Here is a 25,586-nt window from a genome sequence, read left to right on the forward strand (position 1 = left end):
TGCAGATCTTTTATCGCCACGAATGCCTAATTATTTTATTTATACATAAAGCTCAATGAACAGTTCTGAATTTTTAAAACAAATCAACAGCTATTATCCATTATCAGAGGACACTACTTCTGCTATGATGGCTATTTGCAGCGAAGAACAGTATAAAAGAAATGATATTCTTCTGGAATCCGGTAATATGGCAAGGTATTATTATTTCTTACAATCCGGATTAATAGGGTATTACACAACTGATGATGAAGGAAACAGCATTTATAAAATTTTCTTTGAGGAAAACAGCTTTGTGGCTTCCACATCGGCTATTATCAAAAATGAACCGAGTGATTTCAATATTATTGCGCTGGAAGATTGCTCAGTAATTAAATATCCAGTAAAGGCATACCGTGAACTATTGGAAAAACACCATGACCTTGCTCTTTTTCATATCCGGTATCTGGAGAAAAACTGGGTGGTCAAAAAGGAACCTCTAGAAGTTTCTTTAAAATTTGAAACCGCAAAACAACGGTATTTATTATTGCTTGAAAACAAACCACTTCACAATAGATTGAAACAGAATCAAATAGCCTCTTACTTGGGAATTACTCCCACGCAGCTCAGTCGTATAAAAAAGGAAATAAATTAACAAAAGCTTCAACATTTGTTGAGGCTTTTCTGTTTTTTCAGGAGCAACTTTGTCATATCAAAAGATTGCAAGTACGGCATTATTTAAATAAAAGATTATAAATTTATTTAAGATGTACTTAAAGTCTGCCCATTATTAATTAAATATTTTAAAGCATGAAAAAGTTAATCAACATCGTTGTTGTTATGGCTGCCTTTGCACAGTTTTCAGCACAAAAGATCATTCATCAGGAAGTTTTCAGTCCTAAGATGAATAAAAAGATCAAAACCATTATCATCACTCCCAATGTACAACCCAATACCACCTATCCATCAGTATATATTCTTCATGGTTTCAGCGGTAATCCGGACAGAACTATAAAGGAGGACATTCCTGATCTGGTTCAGAAAGCTCAGCAATACAAAACCATTTATGTGTTGCCTGATGGAAATTACAGCTCATGGTATGTAGACAGTCCGATTGCTAAAGATTCCCAATACCAAACCTTTATCGGCAAAGAACTTGTTGATTTCATTGATAAAAACTATCCGGTAAAAGCTGAAAAGAAGTTTCGTGGAATTCTGGGATGGAGTATGGGTGGTTATGGAGCTGCAAACATTGGTGTTATCTATAACAAAACATTTGGGATTGTAGGGAGTTCATGTGGCGCTTTAGATCTTAACTCATTTGGAGAAGGGTACAACACGTATATGGTAAATAAAGTATTAGGCCCTTTTGAATCTTTAAACTCTAATTTCCTTACAGACAGCAAGATCAAATTAATGGCTGCCGCCGGACAACACTATATTTTCGATTGTGGAACGGAAGACGTTCAAATGATCGGGCAAAACAGAAAATTCCATGCTAAACTTACTGAACAGAAGATACAGCATCTTTATACAGAGTCCTTAGGAGCCCACGATACTCAATATTGGAGCCGTTCATTATCTGAACAGCTGACCTTATTTGACAAGTATTTCAAATAGTGCAAACTATAACAAATCTTACCCTAAAAACCTTTTTAAGCATTGTCTTAAAAAGGTTTTTTTTTATTCTAAACAATCTTAGAATTTTCAAAATTTCCGAAACTGCAGATATTTTAATTAAAAAATTAGAGTTATTGTTATTTATTTTTATCTTTGTTTTTAATTATTCCAAATAAGAATAAATAAAAAAACTAATGAAAACTTTTCTTACAAAAACCTACTTCAATCCGTTGATTTTCTTCTATATAAATTCAATAAAACGAAAAGTTAACTTCATTTATCCAGCTTAAATTACTTTATAAAACTTATATGAATAACTCCATTATTCTTCCACATAAAGCAACAGGTAAAATCTTTCCTCTGTTTTATGTAATTCAATTTTTGATAATCCTAAGAAATGATACATGGAAAATTTTAAACTTAAACACTACAGAAGAACTTTATGAAATTACAATTCAAACCAATGAAAAACAATATACTGTTATAAAAACGATAACATGAAAATACTTAAAACCTCTATATTACTTTTAACTCTTACTCTATTCTCGGCTACTTTTTCGGCCCAACAAAGTGAACGCATCCATGGGAAAATCCTGGCCTCTGAGAAACTTCCTATAAAAAATGCTGTTTTAAGACTTGTTGATACATCCTATCAGGCAAAAACCAATAATCAAGGTGATTTTTACTTCGAAAATGTAGCCCCTGGAGAATACACTCTTCAGGTAGTCTTAAATGATATTGAGCTTATGCAGGAAAAAATCAGGATTGAGAAAGATATTTATGAAATACCTACCATTTTCGCCCCTACACAAAGCAACGTTATTGAAGGAATTACAGTCTATGCCTTCAGCAGAAATAAGTTTTTGGATAAAGACAGTATTTCCATTTCAAAAATGCCGCTGAGAAATCTGGAAAATCCACAAGCTTACACGAGCATCAATCAACAGATCCTGAAGGAACAGCTTACCTATGATGTTTCTGAAGTCCTTAAAAATGTTCCCGGAATGGTAAAAATGCAGGGAAGTCCCGGCAGGGGTTCCGGTGATGGAAGCTTCTATTACAGTCTTAGAGGGTTTCCTACAAAGATATCCATGGTAGACGGGGTTCCTGCTACTACCAACGGAGAAATTGACCCTTCTGATATTGAACGCCTTGAGGTGATTAAAGGACCATCCGGAACATTGTACGGAGGCGCTGTTACTTCTTTTGGAGGTCTTATTAATATTGTAACCAAAAAACCTAAAGATTATTTTGGTGGTGAAATTTCTTATATGCTGGGAAGCTACAATCTAAACCGGGCAACAGTGGATGTTTATGGGCCTGTTACAGATTCCAGAAAGACTTTATTCCGTTTAAATGCTGCTTACCAATACCAAAATGGATTCAGAGATTCGGAATTCAGAAAGTCATTTTTTGTTTCACCAACACTAAGCTATCAGGTAAATGATAAACTTAAATTCAGCCTTGGTGCTCAGATTTACAATTATGAAGGAACCAATACTCCTATTATCTTCCTTCCAAGAGGACGTGCATTTCTGGCACATACTCCTGATGAACTTGGCTTTGACTGGAAGAGATCGTATTCCAATAATGATATGACGTTAAAAGCTCCCTCTACCAATGTAAAAGCTGAGGTTAACTATAAAATCTCCGATAACTGGACTTCACAAACCCTCATTTCAAGGAACTACAGAAAAACGGAAGGTATATACCAATATCAATTCATCAGAGAGAAAGACACTGATGCAATGCTTGAACGTAATGTACAGGCCCAGAACTCTGAAGCAGCTTCTACAAGTGTGCAACAGAACTTCAATGGACAATTCAATATTGGAAAAATCAAAAATAAAGTGCTTATCGGTTTAGATTATTTAAACCAATCTCTGAACAACAATCATTCACCTATCATTAAATACGATAAGGTTAACGGACAGACTTCCGAAGCTAATTACGGATTTATTTCAAAAGATCTTGTTTTACAAAAAATACAGACTTCTACCGCTCCTCTTACCAGAACTACAACATCCAGTAATATCTATGGTGCTTACCTTTCTGATGCCCTTTACATTACTGACAGATTGACAACTTTATTGAGTTTACGTGTAGACCATTATGAAAGTAAGGGACAGCTGAATCTCAATAATAACCAGCGTTCAGGGGATTTCACTCAAACTGCATTATCACCTAAATTGGGCGTTGTTTATCAGATCTTTAAAGACCGTTTATCTGTTTACGGTAACTATATGAACGGATTCAGCTACACACCGCCGGTTAATCAAGAACTTGCTGATTATAGCGGAGATCTGAAACCACAAAAAGCCAATCAATGGGAAATTGGTTTTAAAGGAAACCTTTGGAAAAATCGTTTGAATTTCACAGTAGGGTATTATGATATACTGGTTGATAATATCTCAAGAGATATTGAAGTCATCCGAAATGGAGAGAAGTATAGAGTAACCATTCAGGATGGAGAACAAAGAAGCAAAGGAATTGAATTAGAAATCATAGCCAATCCTCTTCAGGGATTAAATATTATGACCGGATATACCTACAATGACAGTAAATCTGTTAAAGCAGATCCGGAATTTGATGGCCGTCGCCCAGGCTCTGCAGGTCCAGCTAGTGTATTTAATTCCTGGGTAAGTTACACTCTTCAATCCGGAAGTTTACAGGGATTAGGTTTGGGCTTTGGGCTTAATCGTGTTGGTCATCAGCTCAGCGAAAATAAAAAAACAACAGGGAAGTTTACTTTCCCGGCTTATACCCTTATCAATGCCTCTGTCTCTCTTGAGAAAGAAAGATACAGAATAGGTTTTAAAATGAATAATCTTGGGAATGTACAATATTTTGCAGGACAGGGAGTAATTGTTGCTCAAATGCCTCGAAATTTTGTTGCCGAGGTAAGTCTTAAATTTTAATCATGAAGCTTACACTTAGAAAAGCTGCCCTTCAATTACATCTATGGCTCGGATTAACATCCGGGCTTGTAGTTGTGATAATGGCCGCTACCGGATGTATTCTTGCTTTTGAAGAAGAATTAAAACATCTAATATATCCTAAAAGATATTTTACAGAAAACATTGGAAGCAAAAAACTATCTCTTTCTGAACTTTCTTTACAAGCTGAAAAAGTTCTTCCTGACGGATTGAAAATCAAAAGAGTTCAAATGTCTTCTAATCCATCCCGGACGTATGTATTCCGAACTCTTAAAATGGATAATGATGCATTAACCTATTGGGGAACTTATCTTTACTATTACCGGGTTTATATTGATCCTTACACAGGAAAAGTTCAGGAAGTGGAAGATGCCAAATATGATTTTTTTGAAATTGTGCTGGATCTTCACAGAAGACTGCTGCTAGGAGAAAAAATAGGAAAAGCTATTACAGGATACTCAACTTTAATACTAGCCGTTATTCTTTTATCAGGATTAATCATTTGGTATCCTAAAAAGATGAGTAAAAAGATGCTGAAAGGAATGTTTTTACTCAAAACTTCAGCAAGTTGGAAAAGGGTTAACTACGATCTTCACAATGTCTTAGGATTTTATGCCGTAATTCCTTTAATTCTCATTTCTTATTCTGCTTTGATCTGGAATTTTGAAAACATAGATAAATGGGTGAAAAATACCTTGAATAGAAAGACTCCTACTGAGCAGAAAGCCAAAAGCATCATACCTTCAGAAGAATTTACGAAACGTGAAATTGTGTTGAACAGCATTGGCCAAAAAGTGGAAAAAGATCTGGTTAATAAAAAATCAGCAATGATTAATTTTCCAAGATCAGAGGAAGGTACTTACTATGCAGAACTGACGTATGGAAATAAGCAATATCAGAATCAACAATATAATTTTGACCAGTATTCAGGAAAAATCTTAAAACATCAATTCTATAAAGATGAAAAGATAGGACATGGGACTGCTTTAAGAGAAAGGAATTATGATCTGCACACCGGAAGTATTTTCGGAATCTTCGGGCGAATTATTTATTTGTTAGCTGGGATTATTGCTACCTCACTTCCTATTACAGGATTCATCATATATTTCAACCGAAAAAAGAAGAAACCCAAGAAAAAACATTCCATCAGAAAAGGATAACGATCTATCGAGGCTGTCTCCAAAAGTTAAAAAATAGACTTTTGTCATTCTGAGAGAAGCGAAGAATCTCTAAAAACTAAACAATTAAAAATTCTTCATCACATTTTCTCCAGAATGACATTTTCTCCAGCCTCTTTTATATTATTTTTCATCGAAAATGCAGAATATTCTGGGAAAGAATTTCAATACTTTTTTCCATTTCATCAAAACTCAAATCTCCAAATCCTAATCTCATTGCAGTAAGATTTTTATTCTGATAGAGAAGAGTTTTTGGAATAAAGAGATTATCCTGAGCACATTTCCGGCTCAGCTGCATCAGATTAATGGGAATATTCCATTCCATCCAGATGGCAAGACCTCCGGAAGGTTTCTCAAATGTAATTACATCTCCAAGATTTTCTTTGAGCAAACCACTGAAATGATCCCGTCTTTCCTGATAAATTTTTAAGGACTTCTTGAGATAACGATTGATTTCTCCTTCTTCAATCATTTCTCCCAATGTTCTTTCCATCAAAATATCACCCTGACGATCAATAATTCCAAGGTGTTTCCGCATTTCCACCATCAGATTTTCAGGAGCCACAATAAAGCCGGTTCTGAATCCAGGTGCCAATGATTTTCCGAAAGATCCGATGTAAATAACCATTCCGTTCGTATCAGCACTCGCCAAAGGCAGAATTGGACTTTTATCATAATGGAATTCATAATCATAGTCGTCTTCAAGAATCACAAATCCATATTCATGAGCCAGTTCTAGCAATTCCAGTCTACGCTGGGCACTTAAAGCCACTGTTGTGGGGTAATGATGGTGCGGAGTAAGATAAAGCATTCTTATTTTCTGTTTTTTACAGGCTTCCCGAACACTTTCTACGATAATTCCATCCTCGTCAATCGGAAGGGTAACAATACTAACGCCTGCTTTTTGAAAAATCATATTAACGGAAAAATAACTCAGGTCACCCACCAGAACAGTATCACCAGCAGACAACAGGATTTCGGAAACAATATAAATACTCATTTCCGTACTTCGGGTGATCAAAAGGTTATTTTTAGAGATTGGTAATCCACGGGATAAATTGAGATACTGAGACAAATGTTCTTTAAAAAATTCACTTCCGTCATGGTTATAATGCCCAAGTCCTTTCTGATTGGACTTCCGTTTAAGAATGGAACTGTAATATCGGGAATGCTGCCCGATCTGGGTAAGTCTGATATCCGGTACACCGTCATTAAAGACATACTCACAGTCCGAGTGCTCAAAAGGATTATCTAAGATATTAGAGGTTTTAAATGTGAAACCGGTATTCTTAGGATAGTTCTGAAGGTTATTTTCCTCAAAGTCCTTTACTTTTACTGGCTTTTCCTGATCTTTCCCAATCACAAAAGTTCCTTTATTAGGGAAACTGTCTACCCAACCCTGTGCAGACAGCTCATCATACACTGCCACTGCTGTATTTCGATGTACATCCAGAATTCCACTGAAGGCTCTGGTTCCCGGAAGTTTAGTGCCAAATGGTAAAACACCTCTTTGAATAGCATTCACCAATTGATTGGCTATTTGCAGATAGATAGAAGTTTCTGATTTTCTATCAATTTTAATAAAACTTTCATAAGGAATCTTAACCGGACTATCCATAATATAAAAACTGGCACCATAGAACCATCCGGCAATATACTACTTTTGACATCAAAATAAAAATCTATGGAATTTCATCATCTGCTCAGAAGAATAGTACAGGACGGCAGTACTCATGCCAAATGGCTGAACACTCTTTCTTTTATGGAAAATGCTGGTGCCAGAAAAATATCAAAGTGTGAACATCCGGTTCTGGTTACCCAAATCCAGCTTAAACACGCCGCTGAAGAGCATCGCCATGCTTATTATCTCAAAAAACAGATCGGGAAAATAGATCCGGAACTGTGTAAAACGTATGAAAGCAGAGAATTGCTTGCTCCGGTTGCAACCAGACAATATCTGCATTCATTGGATATTAAAGCCTGCAGATACCTTCAGGAGGCTTTTCAGCTTACAAAAGAAGACCTTAAATATGCAGCCTACCTTTTTGTAACCTATGCCATTGAAGTCCGCGCAGATGAACTTTATCCTGTTTACCAAGAGATCCTTACAAAAGAATCATCTAAAATTATGGTAAAATCTATTATTCTGGAAGAAGAAGGACATCTGGAAGAGATGATTAATCAACTTAATGAATTTTCTGAAGACTGGCAGCTGCACGCAGATAAGGTCTTAGAGATTGAAAAAGAGCTGCATCAACAATGGATCAATGCGATTAAAGAAGAAGTGTCTCAACTGAATTATGCTTAAAAACATAAATCGTTTTCAGGAAGCACTCTGCAAAAGAAAGCAGGCAGGGATATTACGAACTTTAAAGCAAAAGGTTGAAGGTGTTGATTTCTACTCCAATGATTATCTGGGATTAGCGAGAAGCAAAGAATTTCAAAATATATTGCTGGAAAAGATCAATAAGAATCCTCAATTGCTTTCAGGTAGCACAGGTTCCAGACTGATTAGTGGAAACAGCAGGGTAGTAGTTTTTACAGAAAATTTCATTGCTGAGAAGCATCAGTTTTCTTCTGCATTGTTGTTTCCATCAGGTTACAATGCTAATTTAGCTTTATTTTCAACACTTCCGGGCCGTCATGATACGATTATTGTAGATGAACAGATTCACCGTTCCGTACATGATGCCTGTAAAATGTCGAATGCCCGAAAATTAAAGTTCAGACACAATGATATTGAGCATTTGGAAAGTATCTTAGAAAAACAGGAAGGACATTGTTATATCGCTATAGAAAGCCTCTATTCTATGGAAGGAGATCTAGCCCCAATTCGTGAAATTGCTAAGCTGACAAAGCAATATGAGGCAGACTTAATCGTTGATGAAGCTCATGCATTCGGAGTTTATGGAAATGGCTTGGTAGATCAATATGGTTTACAGAATCAGGTGACAGCCAATGTCATCACATATGGCAAAGCTTTGGGAGCTCATGGTGCAGCAATACTTTGTAATGAGACTGTAAAATCTTACCTGGTGAATTTCGCTTCTCCATTTATCTATACCACTTCCGCACAGGATTTTCAATGGATGAGCATCAAAACAGGCTATGATTTTCTGGAAGGCCATAAAGAATTATCCATACTGCTTCAGGAAAACATAAAAACATTTCGAAGTCAGGGATTAGAGTCTCCATCTTCAGAAACAAGTCCGGTTCAGGCTATTATCATTCCCAACAATCAGACATTGAAATCTTTACATGAAGCATTATCAGAAGAAGGATTTTTAACTTATGCCATCTACAGTCCAACGGTAAAAGAAGGAACCGAAAGACTCCGGATATGTCTTCACAGCTTTAATACGGAAGCGGAGATTACAAGGCTTACAGAAATTATTAAAGACTTTATTTAAGAAAAAAACACCACGCATCACTTAACTCAATACTTCAAATGAAACTATTTATAACAGGAATAGGAACTGAAATTGGAAAAACAGTCTGTTCTGCCATTTTAGTACAATATTTTAAAGCTGATTACTGGAAACCCGTACAATCAGGAGATCTGCACTACACAGATAGCCATAAAATAAAAGCCTGGACTGATGATACAATTTGTCATCCGGAAACATACCGTCTCAAATTGGCTGCCTCACCACATCAATCTGCAAGAGCGGAAAACAAACAGATCAACCTTGATGATTTTCAACTTCCGGAAACTCAAAATGCTCTGATTGTGGAAGGAGCAGGTGGGCTTATGGTTCCGCTTTCAGATGATACTTTTATGATTGACCTTATTGAGAAACTAAAACTTCCGGCAGCTCTTGTCGTGAGAAATTATTTAGGCTGCATCAATCATACTTTATTATCGATCATGGCCCTACAACAAAAAAAAATCACGCTGGAATACCTGATTTTCAATGGAGATTTCCCCGAAGACACTGAAAGAGTTATTTCAAACTTTATTACAAAAGAAACAAAAATTATCAAAATACCTGAAATAGAAAGTTCGGATAAAGAACATATCACCACTATTGCAAAACAATTAACAATAACAAAACTATGATAATGGATAGAACAACAACAATCAGAAACAACTGGACGAAAGAAGAAATAGAGGAAATTTATCACTTACCGCTTATGGAGCTTATTTATAAAGCTGCAACGGTACACCGCGAATGGCATGATCCATCTGAAGTACAGATCTCTACTTTGTTATCCATCAAAACCGGAGGCTGCCCCGAAGACTGCTCATATTGTGGTCAGGCAGCACGTTATCACACTAATATCAAAGTACAGGCTTTATTACCAACAGAAACGGTAATTGCTCATGCTCAAAAAGCTAAAGACAGTGGCTCATCCCGTTTCTGTATGGCTGCAGCATGGCGTGAAGTTCGTAACAACCGTGATTTTGACAGAGTTATTGATATGGTAAAAGGAGTGAATGATCTAGGTTTGGAAGTATGCTGTACTTTGGGAATGCTTACCGAAGAACAGGCTATAAGGCTTCAGGAAGCTGGATTATATGCTTATAACCACAATCTTGACACTTCTGAGCAATACTACGAAGAAATCATTTCTACCAGAACATTTGACAATAGAATCAACACGATTAACAATGTTAGAAAAGCAGGAATTACAGTATGCTCAGGCGGAATTATTGGCTTGGGAGAAACCCACAGAGACAGAATTTCTATGTTGCTAACATTAGCCACTATGCCTAAACATCCGGAATCTGTTCCTATCAATGCATTGGCTAGGGTAGAGGGAACTCCTTTGGAAGATAATGAGAAAGTAGATACCTGGGAAATGGTAAGAATGATTGCCACTGCAAGAATTGTGATGCCTTCTTCTATGGTAAGATTGAGTGCCGGACGTATAGAAATGACTGAAACAGAACAGGCATGGTGTTTTATGGCTGGTGCTAACTCTATCTTCACTGGAGAAAGAGAAACATTGCTGGTAACGCCTAATCCGGGTGTTTCTGAAGACATGCAAATGCTACAGACCCTTGGATTAAAACCCATGATGAAAAAAGAAACCTGCTGTTAACCAATTACAAATCATAATTATGAGTTTCTGGATTTTAATACAGAGCATTTTGATGTTTATTCAGGAGCTACTTACTGAATATCTTAGCCTTTGATTTTATGATTTAAATGCTAAGATCGCAGAAAAGCATAATGAAAATACATGTTTTTCGTTCGCAAGGGCATTGCATTTAGCAGAGAAAAGTATATCAACTAATCCTGACTGAGTGAAACGCCTTTGCAATCTTAAAAGTCATACAGCATCATTGTAAAGCCTTTAGCGGACGTTGCGTTAAAAACAGAAAATCTCAACCAGACTTCAAAAGTCATCAATACATTTTATAAACACATGGATACAATAACACCACCCAATCTTCAACAAAGAGATAAAGCTGTCAACTGGCATCCTTATACCCAGATGAAAACTGCAGATGAAATCATCCCTATCATAAAAGGAAAGGGGCTTTATCTTTACGACAATGAAGGTAAAAAATACATGGATGTAGTTTCTTCATGGTGGGTAACCCTGCATGGACATTCTCACCCTTATATTGCTCAACGTATCTTTGAACAGCTTAATACATTGGAACAGGTTATTTTTGCTGGATTTACCCATGAACCAGCCACACAGCTTTCAGAGAATCTACTAAAACTTTTACCCTCCAACCAGAAAAAGGTCTTCTATTCTGATAATGGCTCTACAGCTGTGGAAGTAGCTTTAAAAATGTGTATTCAGTATGCACACAATCAGGGAAAAGAAAAAAACAAAATCCTTGCTTTTAAAAATGCATACCATGGTGACACTTTTGGAGCGATGTCTGTAAGCGGAAAAAGCTATTGGACCAAACCTTTTGAAAGCAGACTGTTTGAAGTTGTTTTCATTGATACTCCCAATGCTGAAAATCTAGAAAGTTTGCAGTCTCAGATTAAAGATATTGCTGATGAGGTGGCGTGCTTTATTTACGAACCATTAGTTCAGGGAGCAGCAGGAATGCTGATGTATAAGGCTGAAGACCTGAATAACCTGATGAGGTTCTGCAGGGAACAGGAAATTCTAATGATTCAGGATGAGGTTTTTACAGGATTTGGAAGAACCGGAAAACTCTTTGCTGCTAATTATCTTACCGAACAGCCGGATATTATGTGTTTTTCAAAAGGGCTCACAGGCGGAACCATGCCTATGGGAATCACCACCTGCTCCAAAACCATTTATGACGCTTTCTGGTCTGATGATAAGTATAAAACCTTATTTCATGGACATTCTTTTACCGCTAATCCTTTAGCTTGTACCGCAGCTTTAGCCAGTATGGAATTATTACTTCAAAAAAAAACCCAAATGGATATCAAACGTATTTCTCAGCAACATTCAGACTTTATCAAAGCACTCGCTTCACATCCGCAAGTTGAAAATGCACGCCAGATCGGAACCATTCTCGCTTTTGATTTTAAAACCGGGCACGGGACTTCTTATTTCAATGAGGTCGGGAAAAGACTTTATAATGAGTTTTTATTGAGGGGAATCATTATGCGTCCTTTAGGAAACGTTCTTTATCTGGTACCTCCTTATTGTATTTCTTCTGAGGAACTAGGTATAGTGTATCAGAATATTCTGGAGGTTTTGGATCAGTTTCAGGGTTAGGATATTTCTTATTCAAAAAACATCAGCCTCATAGACTTTCAAATCTATAAGGCTGATAAATTATGATTAAAAACAAGCTCTTTTAAATTTCCTGTTCTGCATTTTTCAAGATTTTTATTAATTCTTTCAACTCATCTTTACTGAACTCATTTAAAGAATTTCTGTAACATCTAGAAGCGGTAAGTCATTGCAAAGAAGATAGGACATTTATCCAGAAAAAGATTAATAAAAAAGGATATGAAACTCAGTGTTTTATTCCAAAGAATGGGGAAGAAATAGATCTTTATTAAAAAAACTGGTTTCGTAAACTTAAAAATATATCTATTTCAATAAAAAATGAGGCCTTTCATACAGAAAAGCCTCATTTTATTTAAAATTAAAACTAAGTATCATTAATCTTCTACATATTTATTCCTTGCTGCTCTTAGTCCGAAATAGAGCATTATTAGTACCGCAATGCTCAGAAAGTAAAATGAGGTATTCCAGGAAATATCCCAATCATGCAGCTTTCCAAATACCGGAGGACCAAATGCAGCAATCAGATAACCTACAGACTGTGCCATTCCGGAAATCTTTACTGCATTGATACTGCTTTTGGTTCTTGTAGAGAAAAACAAGATGGATAAACTGAAAGATAACCCATTAGAAATCCCTATAATGACAGCATTCACATAGATCCATTGAGATTTCAGAAAGACAAACATCATGGTACTTCCAAACATCAGAGCACATATAAAAAGGATCAAAATTCTTTGGTCTTTCATTTTACTGGCAATAATCGGACAGCAGAATGTTATCGGAATCATAGTAATCTGAATAACAAAAAGCACCCATCCCGAACTTTCACCAGACATATTATAATCGGTAAGGAATGAAGGCAGCCACGCCACCATACAGTAATAAAACAAAGACTGTAACCCCATAAAAACACTGATATTCCATGCCTGGGCAGATTTAAACATATTAAAATCGGAAGTTCCCAACGCCGTTTTAAGTTGTGTAGGATTCTTCTTATTAAATATCATTTCAAGAATCAACACTACAAATCCCAAAGCAGCAATAACCAACCAAATTCCCAAAGATCCACGCCATCCGAAGCCTGTCCATTCTCCAATTCTTACACTGAAACCGGAAGCCAAAGCAGCCGTAAGGTTCATAGAAACAGCAAAAATCCCCGTCATTAAACCAATCTGCTTCGGAAAATTATTCTTAACATATCCGGGAGTCACTACATTTCCAATACAAATTCCCAAACCGATAAATACAGAGCCTGCAAATAACAGCCAAAGAGAACCTGAAATTCTCAGGAACAATCCAAAACTTAAAATAATCAACGAATACATTAACAGTTTACTGATTCCGAACTTATTGGAAAACCTGCTGACCAAGACAGAGCAGACTGCAAACATAAAAAGTGGAATAGAGGTCAAAAGACTCACCTGGAAATTATCCAGCTTCAGCGCATCTCTTACATCACCAAGCACTGGAGATACGGCCACAATCGGTGACCGAAGATTGCTGGAAATCAATATTACAACCAGCACATTCAGAAGCATTAAAACATAAGAAGCATTCTTTTTTACTTCGTTCTTCATTATAATAAAACTTTTGTACAAAAGTAGCATAGTAATTTTGTTTAATTTTGCCAAAGTTTTAACCTGAAACGACATGAATGCGAACGACAGTATCAAAATAGATGAGCTTAATAAACCTTATTTTGTATGGTTTGAAGAAAACTGGATTCATGATAATGTTCTCCACCAGCATGAAAAGGGTCAATTGGTATATGTAGAAAGTGGATTTCAGTATATCACGATTGAAGAAAAGATTTATCTTCTTCCCCAGAATTATGCGGCCTGGATCCCTTCAAAGGCCATACATAAAACGAATTCCCATTCTGAAAAGATCAAGCTGATGATTATGTTTGCAGATACAGACAGTAAAGATTCTTTTTATGATGAGGTGAATGTCTTTTCTGTTCCTCCTGTATTAAGGGAAATGATAAAATATGCCGAAAAATGGTCCAAATTGATGAAAAAGGATTCCGGTGAAACTGTATTTTTAAAAGCGCTTTTTAATGAGCTTCCTTATTTTGTGGAACATTCCCTGAAGCTCCACATCTGTCTTCCAAAAGATAAGCGTCTGGAGAAAGTGATTGAACACCTTCATCATTATTATAATACAGAAATAAAAATAGACGACCTTGGTGAACTGGCTTTGGTTTCTTCCCGAAGCCTGGAGCGTATATTCAAAAAAGAAACAGGCCTTACTTTGAGCAAATATCAGCAGATGCTCCGTATTATTAAAAGCCTTGAACTTTTGAGTTCAGGAAACCTAACAATTTCAGAAACGGCTTATGAAGTAGGGTATAAGAGTGTGCAGGCGTACACCAGAAGTTTTCAGGCGGTAATGCAGTTCAGACCTACGGATTTTATGAAAAACATTAACTTAGGTCAAGGAAAAGGGACTTATTAATAATTAAAATTCACCAAAAAATATCTATATAAAAGCATTTACAACTTTTATTTTAATGAATAATTCCCCTTTTGTTCATTTATTACATCAATAGCAAATTTCCAATTATACAGCTTATTAAAATAAAAAGGCCCCCATGACTGGAGACCTTAAAAAAACACAAATGATGAAAAAAAATTATTTCGATTCACAAATATAAGCAAAATTCATATTATGCAACGCATGGTATGTGGATTTTTTTTAAAAATTATTTATTTTAATTAAAAATTATCATTTACTAATATATTTTGATTTTCCTTAACATTTTGAAATTAAGCCATATCTTGTAAATTACTCCACCAAACACGATTCATTCTATAATGGGACTCACCATATAAATACTTCGGATTCCGTACAACATGGGAATAATGAGAAGAGCATGGATGTATAATATCAGCTGTCTTAAAATACTTATCACAGTAGCCGGCCGTGCATTTTCTAAAGAAGAAAAACCAAACCATGAGCCCTGTAAAGGAGAAAATCCGATATGCTTTGATACTTCTTTCATATTTTTCAGCCCCAAATTTCATTCCCGTGACAGGCTGCAATGCTCTCATCAGTCCTCAAAGCGGAACCATGGCAATTACTGCCGGCCAAGACATCTGGCACATTACTTTCGGCATATTTCCGTTCAAAATAAGCTGTCTCTGCTGTTCCATTATTATGATTGTAAATTTTTAAAAGAAAGATGTGGTATTGCTATAAAAGGTAGTTGAAATAGAGAAAATGAAATGAATAAGTTCTACAAGATCAATTACACCTAACCCTTCATTAATCAACAAATCGTAATTTCAAATTTCTTTCTTCCAGCTCCCGATGAATACTCATCTTAGCTATAGTCTCATTGCTGTTAATTATTAATAATAATTCTAAATAACTTAAAGTTTTTACAAACTTAGTGCTTAGTGATAGTAGATTGGCTCCTTAAGGCGGAATAAATATAGAAATTAAGCTAATGAATGACTACTCTTAACTATTAATCAAAAGAGCAGAACTTTAAAAACACGGTGGAAACATGGACTAATAAAGCATTTATCACTACATTTGCTGATGACTGACTTAATTACATGGAAGAACAATTAGTTTCATATATTCAAGATAAAATATTGGTAACTGATGAAGAGATGGAAACCATTCTGTCTTATTTTAAACCTATTAAATTAAAAAAGAACGAGCTACTTCTCACCAATGGCCAGACCAGCCAAAGAACCTTTTTTGTCGCTAATGGCTGTCTCAGAATATTTTTCATCAATGAAGAAGGGCAGGAGTCTACCCGTTATTTTGCTTTTGAAAATCAGTTTGCTACTGCTCTGGTAAGCTTTATCACTTCCGAACCATCTGAAGAATTTATTCAGGCTGTAGAAGAGACGGAGGTTTATTACATTACCCACAAAGACTTTTATCATCTTCTGGAAATTGTGCCAAAATGGGAAAAATTCTACAGAATCTATCTTGAAATAGCTTATGTAACGAATACCAAAAGGCTGATGTCTTTCCTAGTTCAGGATGCACTAGAAAAATACCGTCAGTTATTGGCTGAAAACCCAATTATTGTCCGACGGCTATCCAATAAAATGGTAGCTTCCTACCTCAATATTTCTCAGGAAACATTAAGCAGGCTTAAATCTAAACTTTAATTTATAAGCAAAACAGTCAAAAAACCTTTTTAATTAAACAAAAATTAATCTTTCTCTTTTTTCTCAGGAAAAATTTAAGCCTTATATTTGCAGGGATGTTAAAATGGTTCTCCATAATATGTTCAATGATGTATGTACTGGCTACCACCAATATGGGGGAAGTTCTGAAGGTGCCTATGTTTGTAGAACATTTTATGGAATATGAAGGAAATCTTTCAGAATTCGTTATGGAACATTATGACAACCATAAAAAAGATGCTGACTGGGATCTGGATCAAAAACTGCCATTTATCAATCCGCCCATTGTCCTTACAGTACATGCACAGCTTCCTGATTATACCTTTGAAATTAAGAAACCTAAGGAAATCAGAATTCCACAGAAGAACAGCATCTATCAGGAAAAAGACTTTTCAAACCTTTACCTTTCCAACATTTTCCAGCCTCCACGGCTTTCTTAATGGATTTAAAATTAAAAATGAATACTTTAAGTTTTACTTAAGGTGGTCTATTCTTATTGCTTATCAATTAATCAGTAGCGTATTATTATTATTCTGCTTACCGTTTTTACTGTAAAATGCTCTTTATAGACAACACCGTATATTTTACGGAAATCTATAATGTTTGAAATTCTACAAATAAAATCTTGATGGTTTTCAACTTTCAAAGAATAGCTAAGCGCATATACAACGCTGGTGGTTATCTATAAATAATTTTTTCATGTTAAACAAAATTATTGAGTTTTCTGTAAAGAATAAACTCATCATTGCTCTGTTCACTATAGGCTTAGTTCTTTTCGGAGTATATGAAACTACCAAACTACCCATTGATGCTCAGCCTGACATCACCAATAATCAGGTACAGATTATCACTACAGCGCCTTCTTATGGAGCTGCAGATATTGAGCGTCTTGTAACATTTCCCATTGAACAGGCAACCAGCAACATCAGCGGAATTACAGAGCTTCGAAGCCTATCCAGATTTGGATTGTCATTAGTAACTGTTGTTTTTGATGATGATACAGATGTCTATTGGGCCCGCCAACAGGTTCAGGAACGTTTACAGCTCGTTCAGGACAATATTCCTGCCGGAATTGGAAAACCTGAACTGGGGCCTATTTCTACAGGATTGGGAGAGATTTTCCAATATGTGGTGAGAGCCAAGAAAGGCTATGAAAATGTATATGACGAAACGGAACTGAGAACCATTCAGGATTGGGTAGTCAGACGACAATTACTGGGAACCAAAGGAGTAGCAGATGTAAGCAGTTTCGGAGGAAAGCTTAAACAGTATGAAATTGCCATTAATCCTAATAAACTTCAGGCTTTTAATATCAATATCAACGATGTTTTTGCTGCTTTAGAAAATAATAATCAAAATACTGGTGGAGCCTATATCGAAAAGAAAGAAACGGTTCTTTTTATCCGAAGTGAAGGTCTTTTAGGAACAAAAGAGGATATAGGAAATATTCAGGTTGCTGAAACCAAAGAAGGAATTCCGGTCCACATTAAGGATGTAGCGTCTGTAAAGATTGGATATGCGACAAGGTATGGCGCCATGACCTATAATGATACTGGAGAAGTATCCGGAGCTATTGTATTGATGCTTAAAGGGGAAAATGCCAACGAAGTAATAGGCAATATTAAGCAAAGACTTGAAAAGATTCAGGAATCTTTACCGGAAGGTGTTGTGATTGAGCCTTTCCTTGACCGTGCTAAAATGGTTAACAATACCATCAGTACGGTAAAAACCAATTTGATGGAGGGAGCTTTAATCGTAGTTTTCATCCTTGTTGTATTCCTTGGAAACTTCAGGGCCGGATTATTGGTTGCTTCTGTCATTCCTTTAGCCATGTTGTTTGCCATTATTATGATGAACATCTTCGGGGTTGGAGGAAACCTGATGAGTCTTGGAGCCTTAGACTTCGGTCTTATTGTAGATGGTGCTGTTATCATTGTGGAAGCTGTTCTGCACCAGTTAGCCCATAAAAAGCACTTTGGTAAGGACAATATGCTGAGTAAAAAGGAAATGGATGACCAGGTTTCCAGTTCTGCCACAAAAATGGTTAACAGTGCTGTTTTCGGGCAGATCATTATCCTTATTGTATACCTTCCCATCTTTACACTGCAGGGAATTGAGGGGAAAATGTTCAAACCGATGGCACAAACGGTAGCTTTTGCATTAATTGGGGCATTTATTCTTTCCCTTACTTACATTCCTATGATGAGTTCATTAGTATTAAGCCGAAAGAAAAAGGAAAAAGACAATATTTCTGACAGGGTAATGGCCAAAGTGGAAACAGGACATCAAAAGTTCCTGATGAAAGCCCTGAAATTCAGAAAAACAATCATTCTAAGTGTTCTTGTTCTTTTTGCCGGTGCTATTTTCACTTTATCAAGAATGGGTGGAGAATTTATCCCATCTCTGGAAGAAGGTGATTTTGCTGTTGAAATGAGGATTCTTCAGGGAAGTAATATTAATGAGACCAAAAAGGTAACCACACAGGCTTCCAGCATTCTTTTAAAACAGTTTCCGGAGGTACAGAAGATCGTTGTAAAGATCGGAAGTGCAGAGATCCCGACAGAACCCATGCCTATGGATGCCGGAGATATGATTATTGTTTTAAAACCTAAAAAAGAATGGACGTCCGCAACATCATTCCCTGAACTTTCTGAAAAAATGAGCAAGGCATTAAGCATTATCCCGGGATTAACAACCAGCTTCCAGTTCCCGGTACAGATGCGTTTCAATGAACTAATGACCGGTGCCAGACAAGATATCGTCTGTAAAATTTACGGAGAAGATCTTGACAGTCTTACCACCTATGCCAAAAAACTGGGAAGTATCATCAATACGGTAAAAGGCGCTCAGGATCTCTACATAGAGCCTGTTGAAGGCGCTCCACAGGTCGTTATTGATTATAACCGCTCCGAATTATCCAGATACAATATTTCTGTTGCCGAGATCAACAGAGTGATTAATATGGCTTTCGCAGGACAAACGGCAGGTGCTTTATATGAAGGGGAGAAAAAGTTTGATATCGTTGTTCGTATGGATAATGATTATAAAAAAGACATTACCAGCATACAGAATCTATTGGTTCCTACGGCTTCCGGAGAGCAAATTCCGCTATCTCAACTGGCAAAAGTAGAACTTAAAGACAGCCCAAACCAGATCCAAAGAGAAGACACCAAAAGAAGGATCATTATAGGATTTAATGCAAAGGGAAGAGATGTTCAGACTGTTGTGGAGGAACTCCAGCAAAAAGTAGGGAAGAATCTGAAATTCTCACCAGGATATACCATTGCTTATGGAGGAACTTTTGAAAACTTAAACGAGGCCAAAGCCAGATTAGGGGTTGCCGTTCCTATTTCTTTAGTGATGATTTTCTTACTGTTATTCTTTGCTTTTGGTTCTGTAAAACACAGTTTACTCATTTATACTGCAATACCATTATCAGCAATTGGAGGCGTGTATTTTCTTGCTTTAAGAGGAATGCCTTTCAGCATCAGCGCGGGGGTTGGATTCATTGCTTTATTTGGAGTTGCCGTACTTAACGGAATTGTTTTGATATCAGAATTTAACCGATTGAAAAAGAACGGAATAACCAACACCAGCAGAATTGTATTGATGGGAACAAAAATCAGGCTTCGTCCGGTGCTGATGACTGCATTTGTAGCTTCATTAGGATTCCTTCCAATGGCCATCAGCAATGGAGCAGGTGCGGAGGTACAGAGACCATTAGCCACTGTAGTGATCGGTGGATTGATGCTAGCAACACTTTTAACTCTATTTGTTTTACCTATTCTCTACGTCTTATTTGAACATATTAATAAAGATAAAATGAAATTCTCTAAAAAAATAAACTATAAAAAACTGTCTGTTTTCTTGTTAATGGTTTCTTTTGGAAGCTTACAGGCTCAGGAAAACATCACCTTTGAGCAGGCGCTGGAAAAGGCATATCAACAAAACGGAACGCTTAAAGATTCAAAATTAATCTCTGATTATCAGGAGAAATTAAAAGCCAGCTATCTGGACATTCCTCAATTGGAAGTTACAGGAGCGTTCGGACAGATTCAGGGTGAAGAAACAGATAATTCATTCGGGATTTCTCAAAGGTTCAGTTTTCCAACCGTTTATTCCAAGAGAAAACAGATGCTGGATGCAGAATGGACAGCAAGTATTATCAATCAGAACCTTACCAAAACACAGCTTACCAAAGAAGTTACAGACGTTTTTTATAGGATCTTAGTCCTTCAGGAAAAGAAAAAAGTATTGGAATACATCAGCCAGCTGTATACTAATTTCGCAGATAAGGCCGGTTTAAGATTAAAAAAGGGAGAAGCCAATATTTTAGAAGAATCTACTGCCGAAATTCAAAAAGAACAGATAACAATACAACTGAACATTCTTGAAAATGATCTGAATATTGCAAAACTGCAGCTTCAGTTGCTTCTTCAGTCTGAAACAGCTTACCAGCCTATTGCTGATAAGCCAACAATGAATGTAGGACTTCAGGTCTCAGAGGAAATGGTAAAGCAACATCCTGAACTTCAGTATCTGCAACAGCAAATTAAAGTAGGAGAGGCTGAAATACAGCTTGAAAAAAGCAGGCTGCTTCCGGAGCTTCTTATCGGCTACACCAATCAGAGTATGAAAAACATTAATAACAACCGTTTTAATTCAGTTCAGGTAGGAGTAGGAATACCTTTGTTTACTAAAGGTCAGAGAGCATTAGCTAAAGCAGCACAGGCCAAAATCGCTATTTCTGAAAATCAGTATCAAAGAAAAGAAATTGAACTTAAAAACAGGTTAGGGCAACAGTTGAACAACTATATGAATCAACAGAGAATCATTGAAAATTATGAACAGAAACAGCTCCCAAAATCTGAAACGATCCTAAAAACAGCCCAAAAACAAATGGATTTAGGAGAAATTGATTATCTGAATTGGGTAATATTGGTCAATCAGGCCGTAAAAACCAAGGCAGATTATATCGATAGTCTGGACAGACTGAATCAGATAGGAGCAGAACTTAATTTCTTAATTTCAAAATAACAGCGTCATGCAATTCAAAATAATATCAATATACAGTCTGGCTTTAGTGTTGGCTTTATCATCATGTTCAGGCAAGAAAGAAGAGGAGAAAACAGTCTATGAAAACACAAAATTTGCAAAAGGTACAGAGAACACGGTTCATCTTACCAATCAGCAGATTCAGTCGGTGGGAATTACCACAACGTCTGTTCAGGACAGAAATATGGAAAAACTGGTGCGTCTGAATGGAAAAGCAGAGATTGCTCCATCCCATATCAGTTCAGTTTCAAGTATTATGGGCGGACATATCAAATCTATCCATGTGATTAATGGAAGCCACTTCAGCAAAGGTCAGGTATTGGCTGTAGTGGAGGATCCTCAATTCATACAGCTTCAGCAGGATTATCTGGTAACCAAAGCACAGCTTGAAGCCGCAAGACTGAACTTTAACCGTCAGAAAGACCTTAATACCAGCAAAGCCAGCAGTGATAAAACGATGCAGACCGCTCAGGCAGATTATTCAACCTTAAATGCGACATTGAGAGGCCTTGAAGAAAAGTTAAGAATCATCGGAATCAATGCCAAAGGCTTAAACACTGGAAATATCAGAAGCAGAATTAATGTATATGCGCCATTCAGTGGCTTTGTAAGCAAGATTCTTGTGAATAACGGACAATATATTAATCCGGCAGATACTTTATTTGAGTTAATTAATCCAGCTGGATTACTTTTAGAATTAAAGGTTTTTGAAAACGATGTTAACGATATAAAAGTAGGGCAGGAAATTATGGTGTACAACAATCATAAGCCTGATGTGAAATCCAGTGCTAAAATTGTAAGCGTAGTTCCAAGCATTGAAACAGGTGGTTCTGCAACGGCTATCGCTAAACTATCATCTGTCAATTCAGAATTTGTAAAAGGAATGTATGTGAATGCGGAAGTGAATATCAGCAACCGATATACTCAGGGACTTCCGAATGATGCTGTGGTTTCTTTTGAAAATAAGAACTATGTTTTCGAGGATCTTGGAAAATCAAAATATAAGATGATTCCTGTTGTAACCGGAATTTCAGACGATCAGTTTACAGAAGTTTTGAAAGCAGACTTCTTAAAAGGTAAAAAGATAGTACAGAAAGGAGCTTATAGTCTTCTGATGATGTTGAAGAATAAGGCTGAATAATCACTTATTGCCAATAAGTTTTAAAGAAAAAGGTTTTGTTTACTAAAATAAACAGAACCTTTTTTAATTTTTTGAGCTTAAGAACATTTTACTTTGACTTTCCTTTAGCTGGCTTTATTCTTCTGATTAAGGTTTTTAAGAAAATGAGTTGGAGGTATTTTATATCGTTCCTGAAACTTTTTAGAGAAACTTTGTGCAGTATTGAACCCTGTCATATCTGCAATTCCTTGGATACTTTTATGACGTAGTTTAGGGTTGTTATTCCATAGTTCTATGGCATAGTTTAATCTTAGCTCATTAAGATATGAAGTAAAGCTTTGCTTTTTATAGTGATTGATTACTTTCGAAAGATAGGTGGTATTTGTTCCGCATTCTTTAGCCATATTAATAAGCGACGCATTCTTAACAAGGTATTTTTTTTCCTTTTCAAAAACTTCAATGGCGGAAAGAATATTTTCTACTATTAATGGATTAATGTCAGAGAGTTCATAAATATGATCATCATTTTTTAATTCTATTTCGTAATGTTTTTTTATTTCCTGTTTTTTAAGGCTCTGAAGATAAAGATTTTTATAATGCTTTTTTTCATTATAGATACTGTAAACCATATAGATAAGGCCTAGTAGAGCAATGATTGAAGCTATAATAATGACTGTATAGAACCTCCTTTCCTGGATATGAGATTGCTTTAGATGTGAATTTTCCTGATGTGCTTTTTCCAATTCATCATCCCATAGCATTGGACCATTTATCTGATGTTTTGAAGAATTTACAGTACTATTATATATACTACAGACATATTTTATCTTATTTTCCAAAGAAGAAGATATACTATTGAAAGACCCAAGAATAAAGGCCTGAAATGAAATGGTAAAAAGAAATAAAAAGGGTGTAAAAATTCTCATAGTAAAGAATTATTTATATCAAAGATACAAAATTGGATTTATTTTACAATCATTTGATTTTAAGTCAATTGTTAAATAATAATTTTTATTTATACTTAAATATTTTATGTTTTAACTGGTTTTATTTATTAATTATGATGTTTTTTTTCATGGGAAGGGTTGGATGTAAATATCTTTTGCTATAGATTTGATTCAAACAAAAACACTATGAAAAAGCAAAAGTCTATAAGCATTGCCTTGCTCAATAATTATTCTTAAGTAATTAAAACGAGTAAGATCTTTCGATCCATCCAATTACTTTTTTAGCATTCATATTAATCTCTCTTAATGGGCAGGTTAAACATTTCTGATATGGAAAACATATTCGAAGTATAAGCTATTATCTATATTAGAGAATAATATAGATTGGAAAATATAGAATTTTCTATTGAAGTAAATATCGGAAACCGGATTGCTGGAAATAATGAAACAAGGTGATAAAAAAACACTTATGTTATGAAAAAACAACTACTTACGATTATTTCTCTAAGCATTTTAGGAATTATTTTTGTGCAGGCACAAATAAGTACTCCTAATGGAGTGGTAGGCTCTACCATAAATTCTACTACAGGCAACGTGGGAATTGGAACCAATAATCCATCACATTTACTTACCGCAGAGGGAAATGGGCAATTTGATTCCAATACCAGTACTAATACACCCAATCCTTTAAATGTTTCACTGGGCGGAACATATAGAAGTAATATTCCAGGATCAAATAGTAATTTAAAATTGGATTTATACTTTAATAAATTCAACAATCGATCAGGCTTTGGAGTAAGTGATGGTTTAGTAGAATATCAAGCTACAACAAGAGCAGGACGTGCATTTTTTGTAAATGATGGCACCATAGTAATGGATATAATATCAAATGGAAATATAGGGATAGGTACCTCAGCACCAGAAGCTATACAAATGCCAGGTATTCCTGCGGGAGGACTTCTTTGGCTAAAGGGTAAAAACAATAATCCTGAAAATCAGTATATCAATTTCCGTAATCCGGCAGTATATGATAATGATATTTCTGGAATGTCATGGCGGCCACCAGATGTTCTGTTTGGCCGTTACAAGAATGAAATACTTTGGTCATTTAAAGAAACTCATGGCTCCCAATTGGGAGAGGCTATAGTACGTGCTTATATTGGTGATGTACAAGGATATCAGTACTTTAATAAATTTGTTATTGCTCCTGACAAAGGAAATGTTGGGATAGGTACTTCAAATCCCTCTTCTAAATTGGAAATAACCAGTGGAGTAACTAATGACTGTGGATTAAATCTTACCTCCGCTTCCACTACAACACCCAACACCAAACTTCTCAGCGTTGATGCTCAAGGCAAAGTCATATTAACCGAAGGTTCAGAAGGTAGTTTAGGAAACAGCTGGAACCTTACCGGGAATATCGCAACTGATCCTGCGGCTAACTTTATTGGAACAACGGACAACCAGCCTTTTGTTTTCAAAACAAATAACGATGAAAGGATGAGAATCACAGCTGACGGGAAGCTGGGACTAGGAACCTCTAATTTTTCTTGTACAGAGTGCTCTAAATATAAACTTTTTGTAAAAGATGGTATCAGTGCTGAAAAAGTAAAAGTAGACATAACCTCAGCTAATGGTTGGACAGACTATGTTTTCAAAAAAACTATCAATTAATGCCTTTATCAGAAGTCGAAAAGTATATTCAGGATAAAAGATATCTGCCTAGCATTCCTTCTGCTGCTGAGGTAGTAAAAAATGGATTGGATCTTGGGGAAATGAATTCCAAATTATTAGAAAAAATTGAAGAATTGACCTTGTATCAAATTCAAATGAGTAAGGATATTAAAGAACTTCAGGAAGAGAATAAGATATTAAAGGTACAAAATGATAAAAATAAAAAAATAATCTAAAAAACTTATTAT

At 35.9% G+C, this 25,586-nt stretch carries 20 protein-coding genes; 16 read left to right on the plus strand and 4 right to left on the minus strand.

Annotated elements, in window-relative coordinates; translation table 11 throughout:
- Nucleotides 1-55: 55 nt before the first annotated feature.
- The 4 genes from J2772_RS21575 to J2772_RS21590 all read left to right on the plus strand — a co-directional run bounded on the left by J2772_RS21575 (nucleotide 56) and on the right by J2772_RS21590 (nucleotide 5,692).
- Nucleotides 56-631, plus strand: a complete 576-nt coding sequence (locus J2772_RS21575) for a Crp/Fnr family transcriptional regulator (RefSeq protein ID WP_209920326.1) — start codon at nucleotides 56-58, stop codon at nucleotides 629-631.
- Between the two features lie 155 nt (nucleotides 632-786).
- Nucleotides 787-1,596 carry an alpha/beta hydrolase gene (locus J2772_RS21580; RefSeq protein WP_209920329.1) on the plus strand — a complete coding sequence of 270 codons (810 nt, stop codon included), beginning with the start codon at nucleotides 787-789 and terminating at the stop codon, nucleotides 1,594-1,596.
- A 497-nt stretch (nucleotides 1,597-2,093) separates the two neighbouring features.
- On the plus strand, nucleotides 2,094-4,514 hold the full coding sequence (locus J2772_RS21585) for a TonB-dependent receptor (RefSeq protein ID WP_209920332.1): 2,421 nt from the start codon (nucleotides 2,094-2,096) through the stop codon (nucleotides 4,512-4,514).
- Between the two features lie 2 nt (nucleotides 4,515-4,516).
- A complete protein-coding gene (locus tag J2772_RS21590) occupies nucleotides 4,517-5,692 on the plus strand; it encodes a PepSY-associated TM helix domain-containing protein (RefSeq protein ID WP_209920336.1) in 1,176 nt (391 codons plus the stop codon).
- A gap of 148 nt (nucleotides 5,693-5,840) precedes the next feature.
- Here the strand turns inward: J2772_RS21590 and J2772_RS21595 are convergent, their stop codons facing one another.
- Nucleotides 5,841-7,328, minus strand: coding sequence for a PLP-dependent aminotransferase family protein (locus tag J2772_RS21595; protein ID WP_209920338.1), 1,488 nt, complete (start codon nucleotides 7,326-7,328; stop codon nucleotides 5,841-5,843).
- A gap of 66 nt (nucleotides 7,329-7,394) precedes the next feature.
- On the opposite strand from J2772_RS21595, the gene J2772_RS21600 reads away from it, so the two are divergent.
- The 5 genes from J2772_RS21600 to bioA all read left to right on the plus strand — a co-directional run bounded on the left by J2772_RS21600 (nucleotide 7,395) and on the right by bioA (nucleotide 12,373).
- Complete coding sequence (locus tag J2772_RS21600) at nucleotides 7,395-8,018, plus strand: hypothetical protein (RefSeq protein WP_209920343.1); 624 nt, start codon at nucleotides 7,395-7,397, stop codon at nucleotides 8,016-8,018.
- On the plus strand, nucleotides 8,011-9,120 hold the full coding sequence (locus J2772_RS21605) for an aminotransferase class I/II-fold pyridoxal phosphate-dependent enzyme (RefSeq protein ID WP_209920346.1): 1,110 nt from the start codon (nucleotides 8,011-8,013) through the stop codon (nucleotides 9,118-9,120). The genes J2772_RS21600 and J2772_RS21605 overlap by 8 nt, the downstream gene beginning before the upstream one ends.
- 38 nt (nucleotides 9,121-9,158) lie before the next feature.
- On the plus strand, nucleotides 9,159-9,770 hold the full coding sequence (bioD, locus tag J2772_RS21610) for a dethiobiotin synthase (protein WP_209920349.1): 612 nt from the start codon (nucleotides 9,159-9,161) through the stop codon (nucleotides 9,768-9,770).
- Between the two features lie 2 nt (nucleotides 9,771-9,772).
- Complete coding sequence (gene bioB / locus J2772_RS21615) at nucleotides 9,773-10,756, plus strand: biotin synthase BioB (RefSeq protein WP_089736715.1); 984 nt, start codon at nucleotides 9,773-9,775, stop codon at nucleotides 10,754-10,756.
- 327 nt (nucleotides 10,757-11,083) lie between these two features.
- Entirely contained in the window at nucleotides 11,084-12,373 is a 1,290-nt protein-coding gene (bioA, locus tag J2772_RS21620; protein WP_209920352.1) for an adenosylmethionine--8-amino-7-oxononanoate transaminase, read from the plus strand.
- Nucleotides 12,374-12,765: 392 nt separating this feature from the next.
- Here bioA and J2772_RS21625 read toward each other — a convergent pair whose 3' ends face one another.
- Entirely contained in the window at nucleotides 12,766-13,968 is a 1,203-nt protein-coding gene (locus J2772_RS21625) for a CynX/NimT family MFS transporter (protein WP_209920355.1), read from the minus strand.
- Between the two features lie 73 nt (nucleotides 13,969-14,041).
- Between J2772_RS21625 and J2772_RS21630 the strand changes: the two genes are divergently transcribed.
- Nucleotides 14,042-14,848, plus strand: coding sequence for an AraC family transcriptional regulator (locus J2772_RS21630; RefSeq protein WP_209920358.1), 807 nt, complete (start codon nucleotides 14,042-14,044; stop codon nucleotides 14,846-14,848).
- Between the two features lie 349 nt (nucleotides 14,849-15,197).
- Here J2772_RS21630 and J2772_RS21635 read toward each other — a convergent pair whose 3' ends face one another.
- Complete coding sequence (locus J2772_RS21635; protein WP_209920361.1) at nucleotides 15,198-15,395, minus strand: hypothetical protein; 198 nt, start codon at nucleotides 15,393-15,395, stop codon at nucleotides 15,198-15,200.
- 559 nt (nucleotides 15,396-15,954) lie between these two features.
- On the opposite strand from J2772_RS21635, the gene J2772_RS21640 reads away from it, so the two are divergent.
- From J2772_RS21640 to J2772_RS21655, 4 genes are all read left to right on the plus strand, one after another.
- Entirely contained in the window at nucleotides 15,955-16,524 is a 570-nt protein-coding gene (locus tag J2772_RS21640) for a Crp/Fnr family transcriptional regulator (RefSeq protein ID WP_209920364.1), read from the plus strand.
- 125 nt (nucleotides 16,525-16,649) lie between these two features.
- Nucleotides 16,650-16,982, plus strand: a complete 333-nt coding sequence (locus tag J2772_RS21645) for a hypothetical protein (protein ID WP_209920367.1) — start codon at nucleotides 16,650-16,652, stop codon at nucleotides 16,980-16,982.
- A gap of 259 nt (nucleotides 16,983-17,241) precedes the next feature.
- A complete protein-coding gene (locus J2772_RS21650; protein ID WP_209920369.1) occupies nucleotides 17,242-21,579 on the plus strand; it encodes a CusA/CzcA family heavy metal efflux RND transporter in 4,338 nt (1,445 codons plus the stop codon).
- Between the two features lie 7 nt (nucleotides 21,580-21,586).
- A complete protein-coding gene (locus J2772_RS21655; RefSeq protein ID WP_209920371.1) occupies nucleotides 21,587-22,738 on the plus strand; it encodes an efflux RND transporter periplasmic adaptor subunit in 1,152 nt (383 codons plus the stop codon).
- Nucleotides 22,739-22,842: 104 nt separating this feature from the next.
- Here the strand turns inward: J2772_RS21655 and J2772_RS21660 are convergent, their stop codons facing one another.
- Entirely contained in the window at nucleotides 22,843-23,643 is an 801-nt protein-coding gene (locus tag J2772_RS21660; protein WP_209920375.1) for a helix-turn-helix domain-containing protein, read from the minus strand.
- Nucleotides 23,644-24,138: 495 nt separating this feature from the next.
- Here J2772_RS21660 and J2772_RS21665 point away from each other — a divergent pair, with 495 nt between their 5' ends.
- Both J2772_RS21665 and J2772_RS21670 read left to right on the plus strand, forming a co-directional pair.
- Nucleotides 24,139-25,338: a hypothetical protein gene (locus J2772_RS21665; protein ID WP_209920378.1), complete on the plus strand. Its 1,200-nt coding sequence runs from the start codon at nucleotides 24,139-24,141 to the stop codon at nucleotides 25,336-25,338.
- Entirely contained in the window at nucleotides 25,338-25,574 is a 237-nt protein-coding gene (locus J2772_RS21670) for a hypothetical protein (protein WP_209920381.1), read from the plus strand. The genes J2772_RS21665 and J2772_RS21670 overlap by 1 nt, the downstream gene beginning before the upstream one ends.
- The last annotated feature ends 12 nt before the right edge of the window (nucleotides 25,575-25,586 follow it).

Source organism: Chryseobacterium jejuense, from assembly GCF_017877355.1.
Lineage (GTDB): Bacteria > Bacteroidota > Bacteroidia > Flavobacteriales > Weeksellaceae > Chryseobacterium > Chryseobacterium jejuense_A.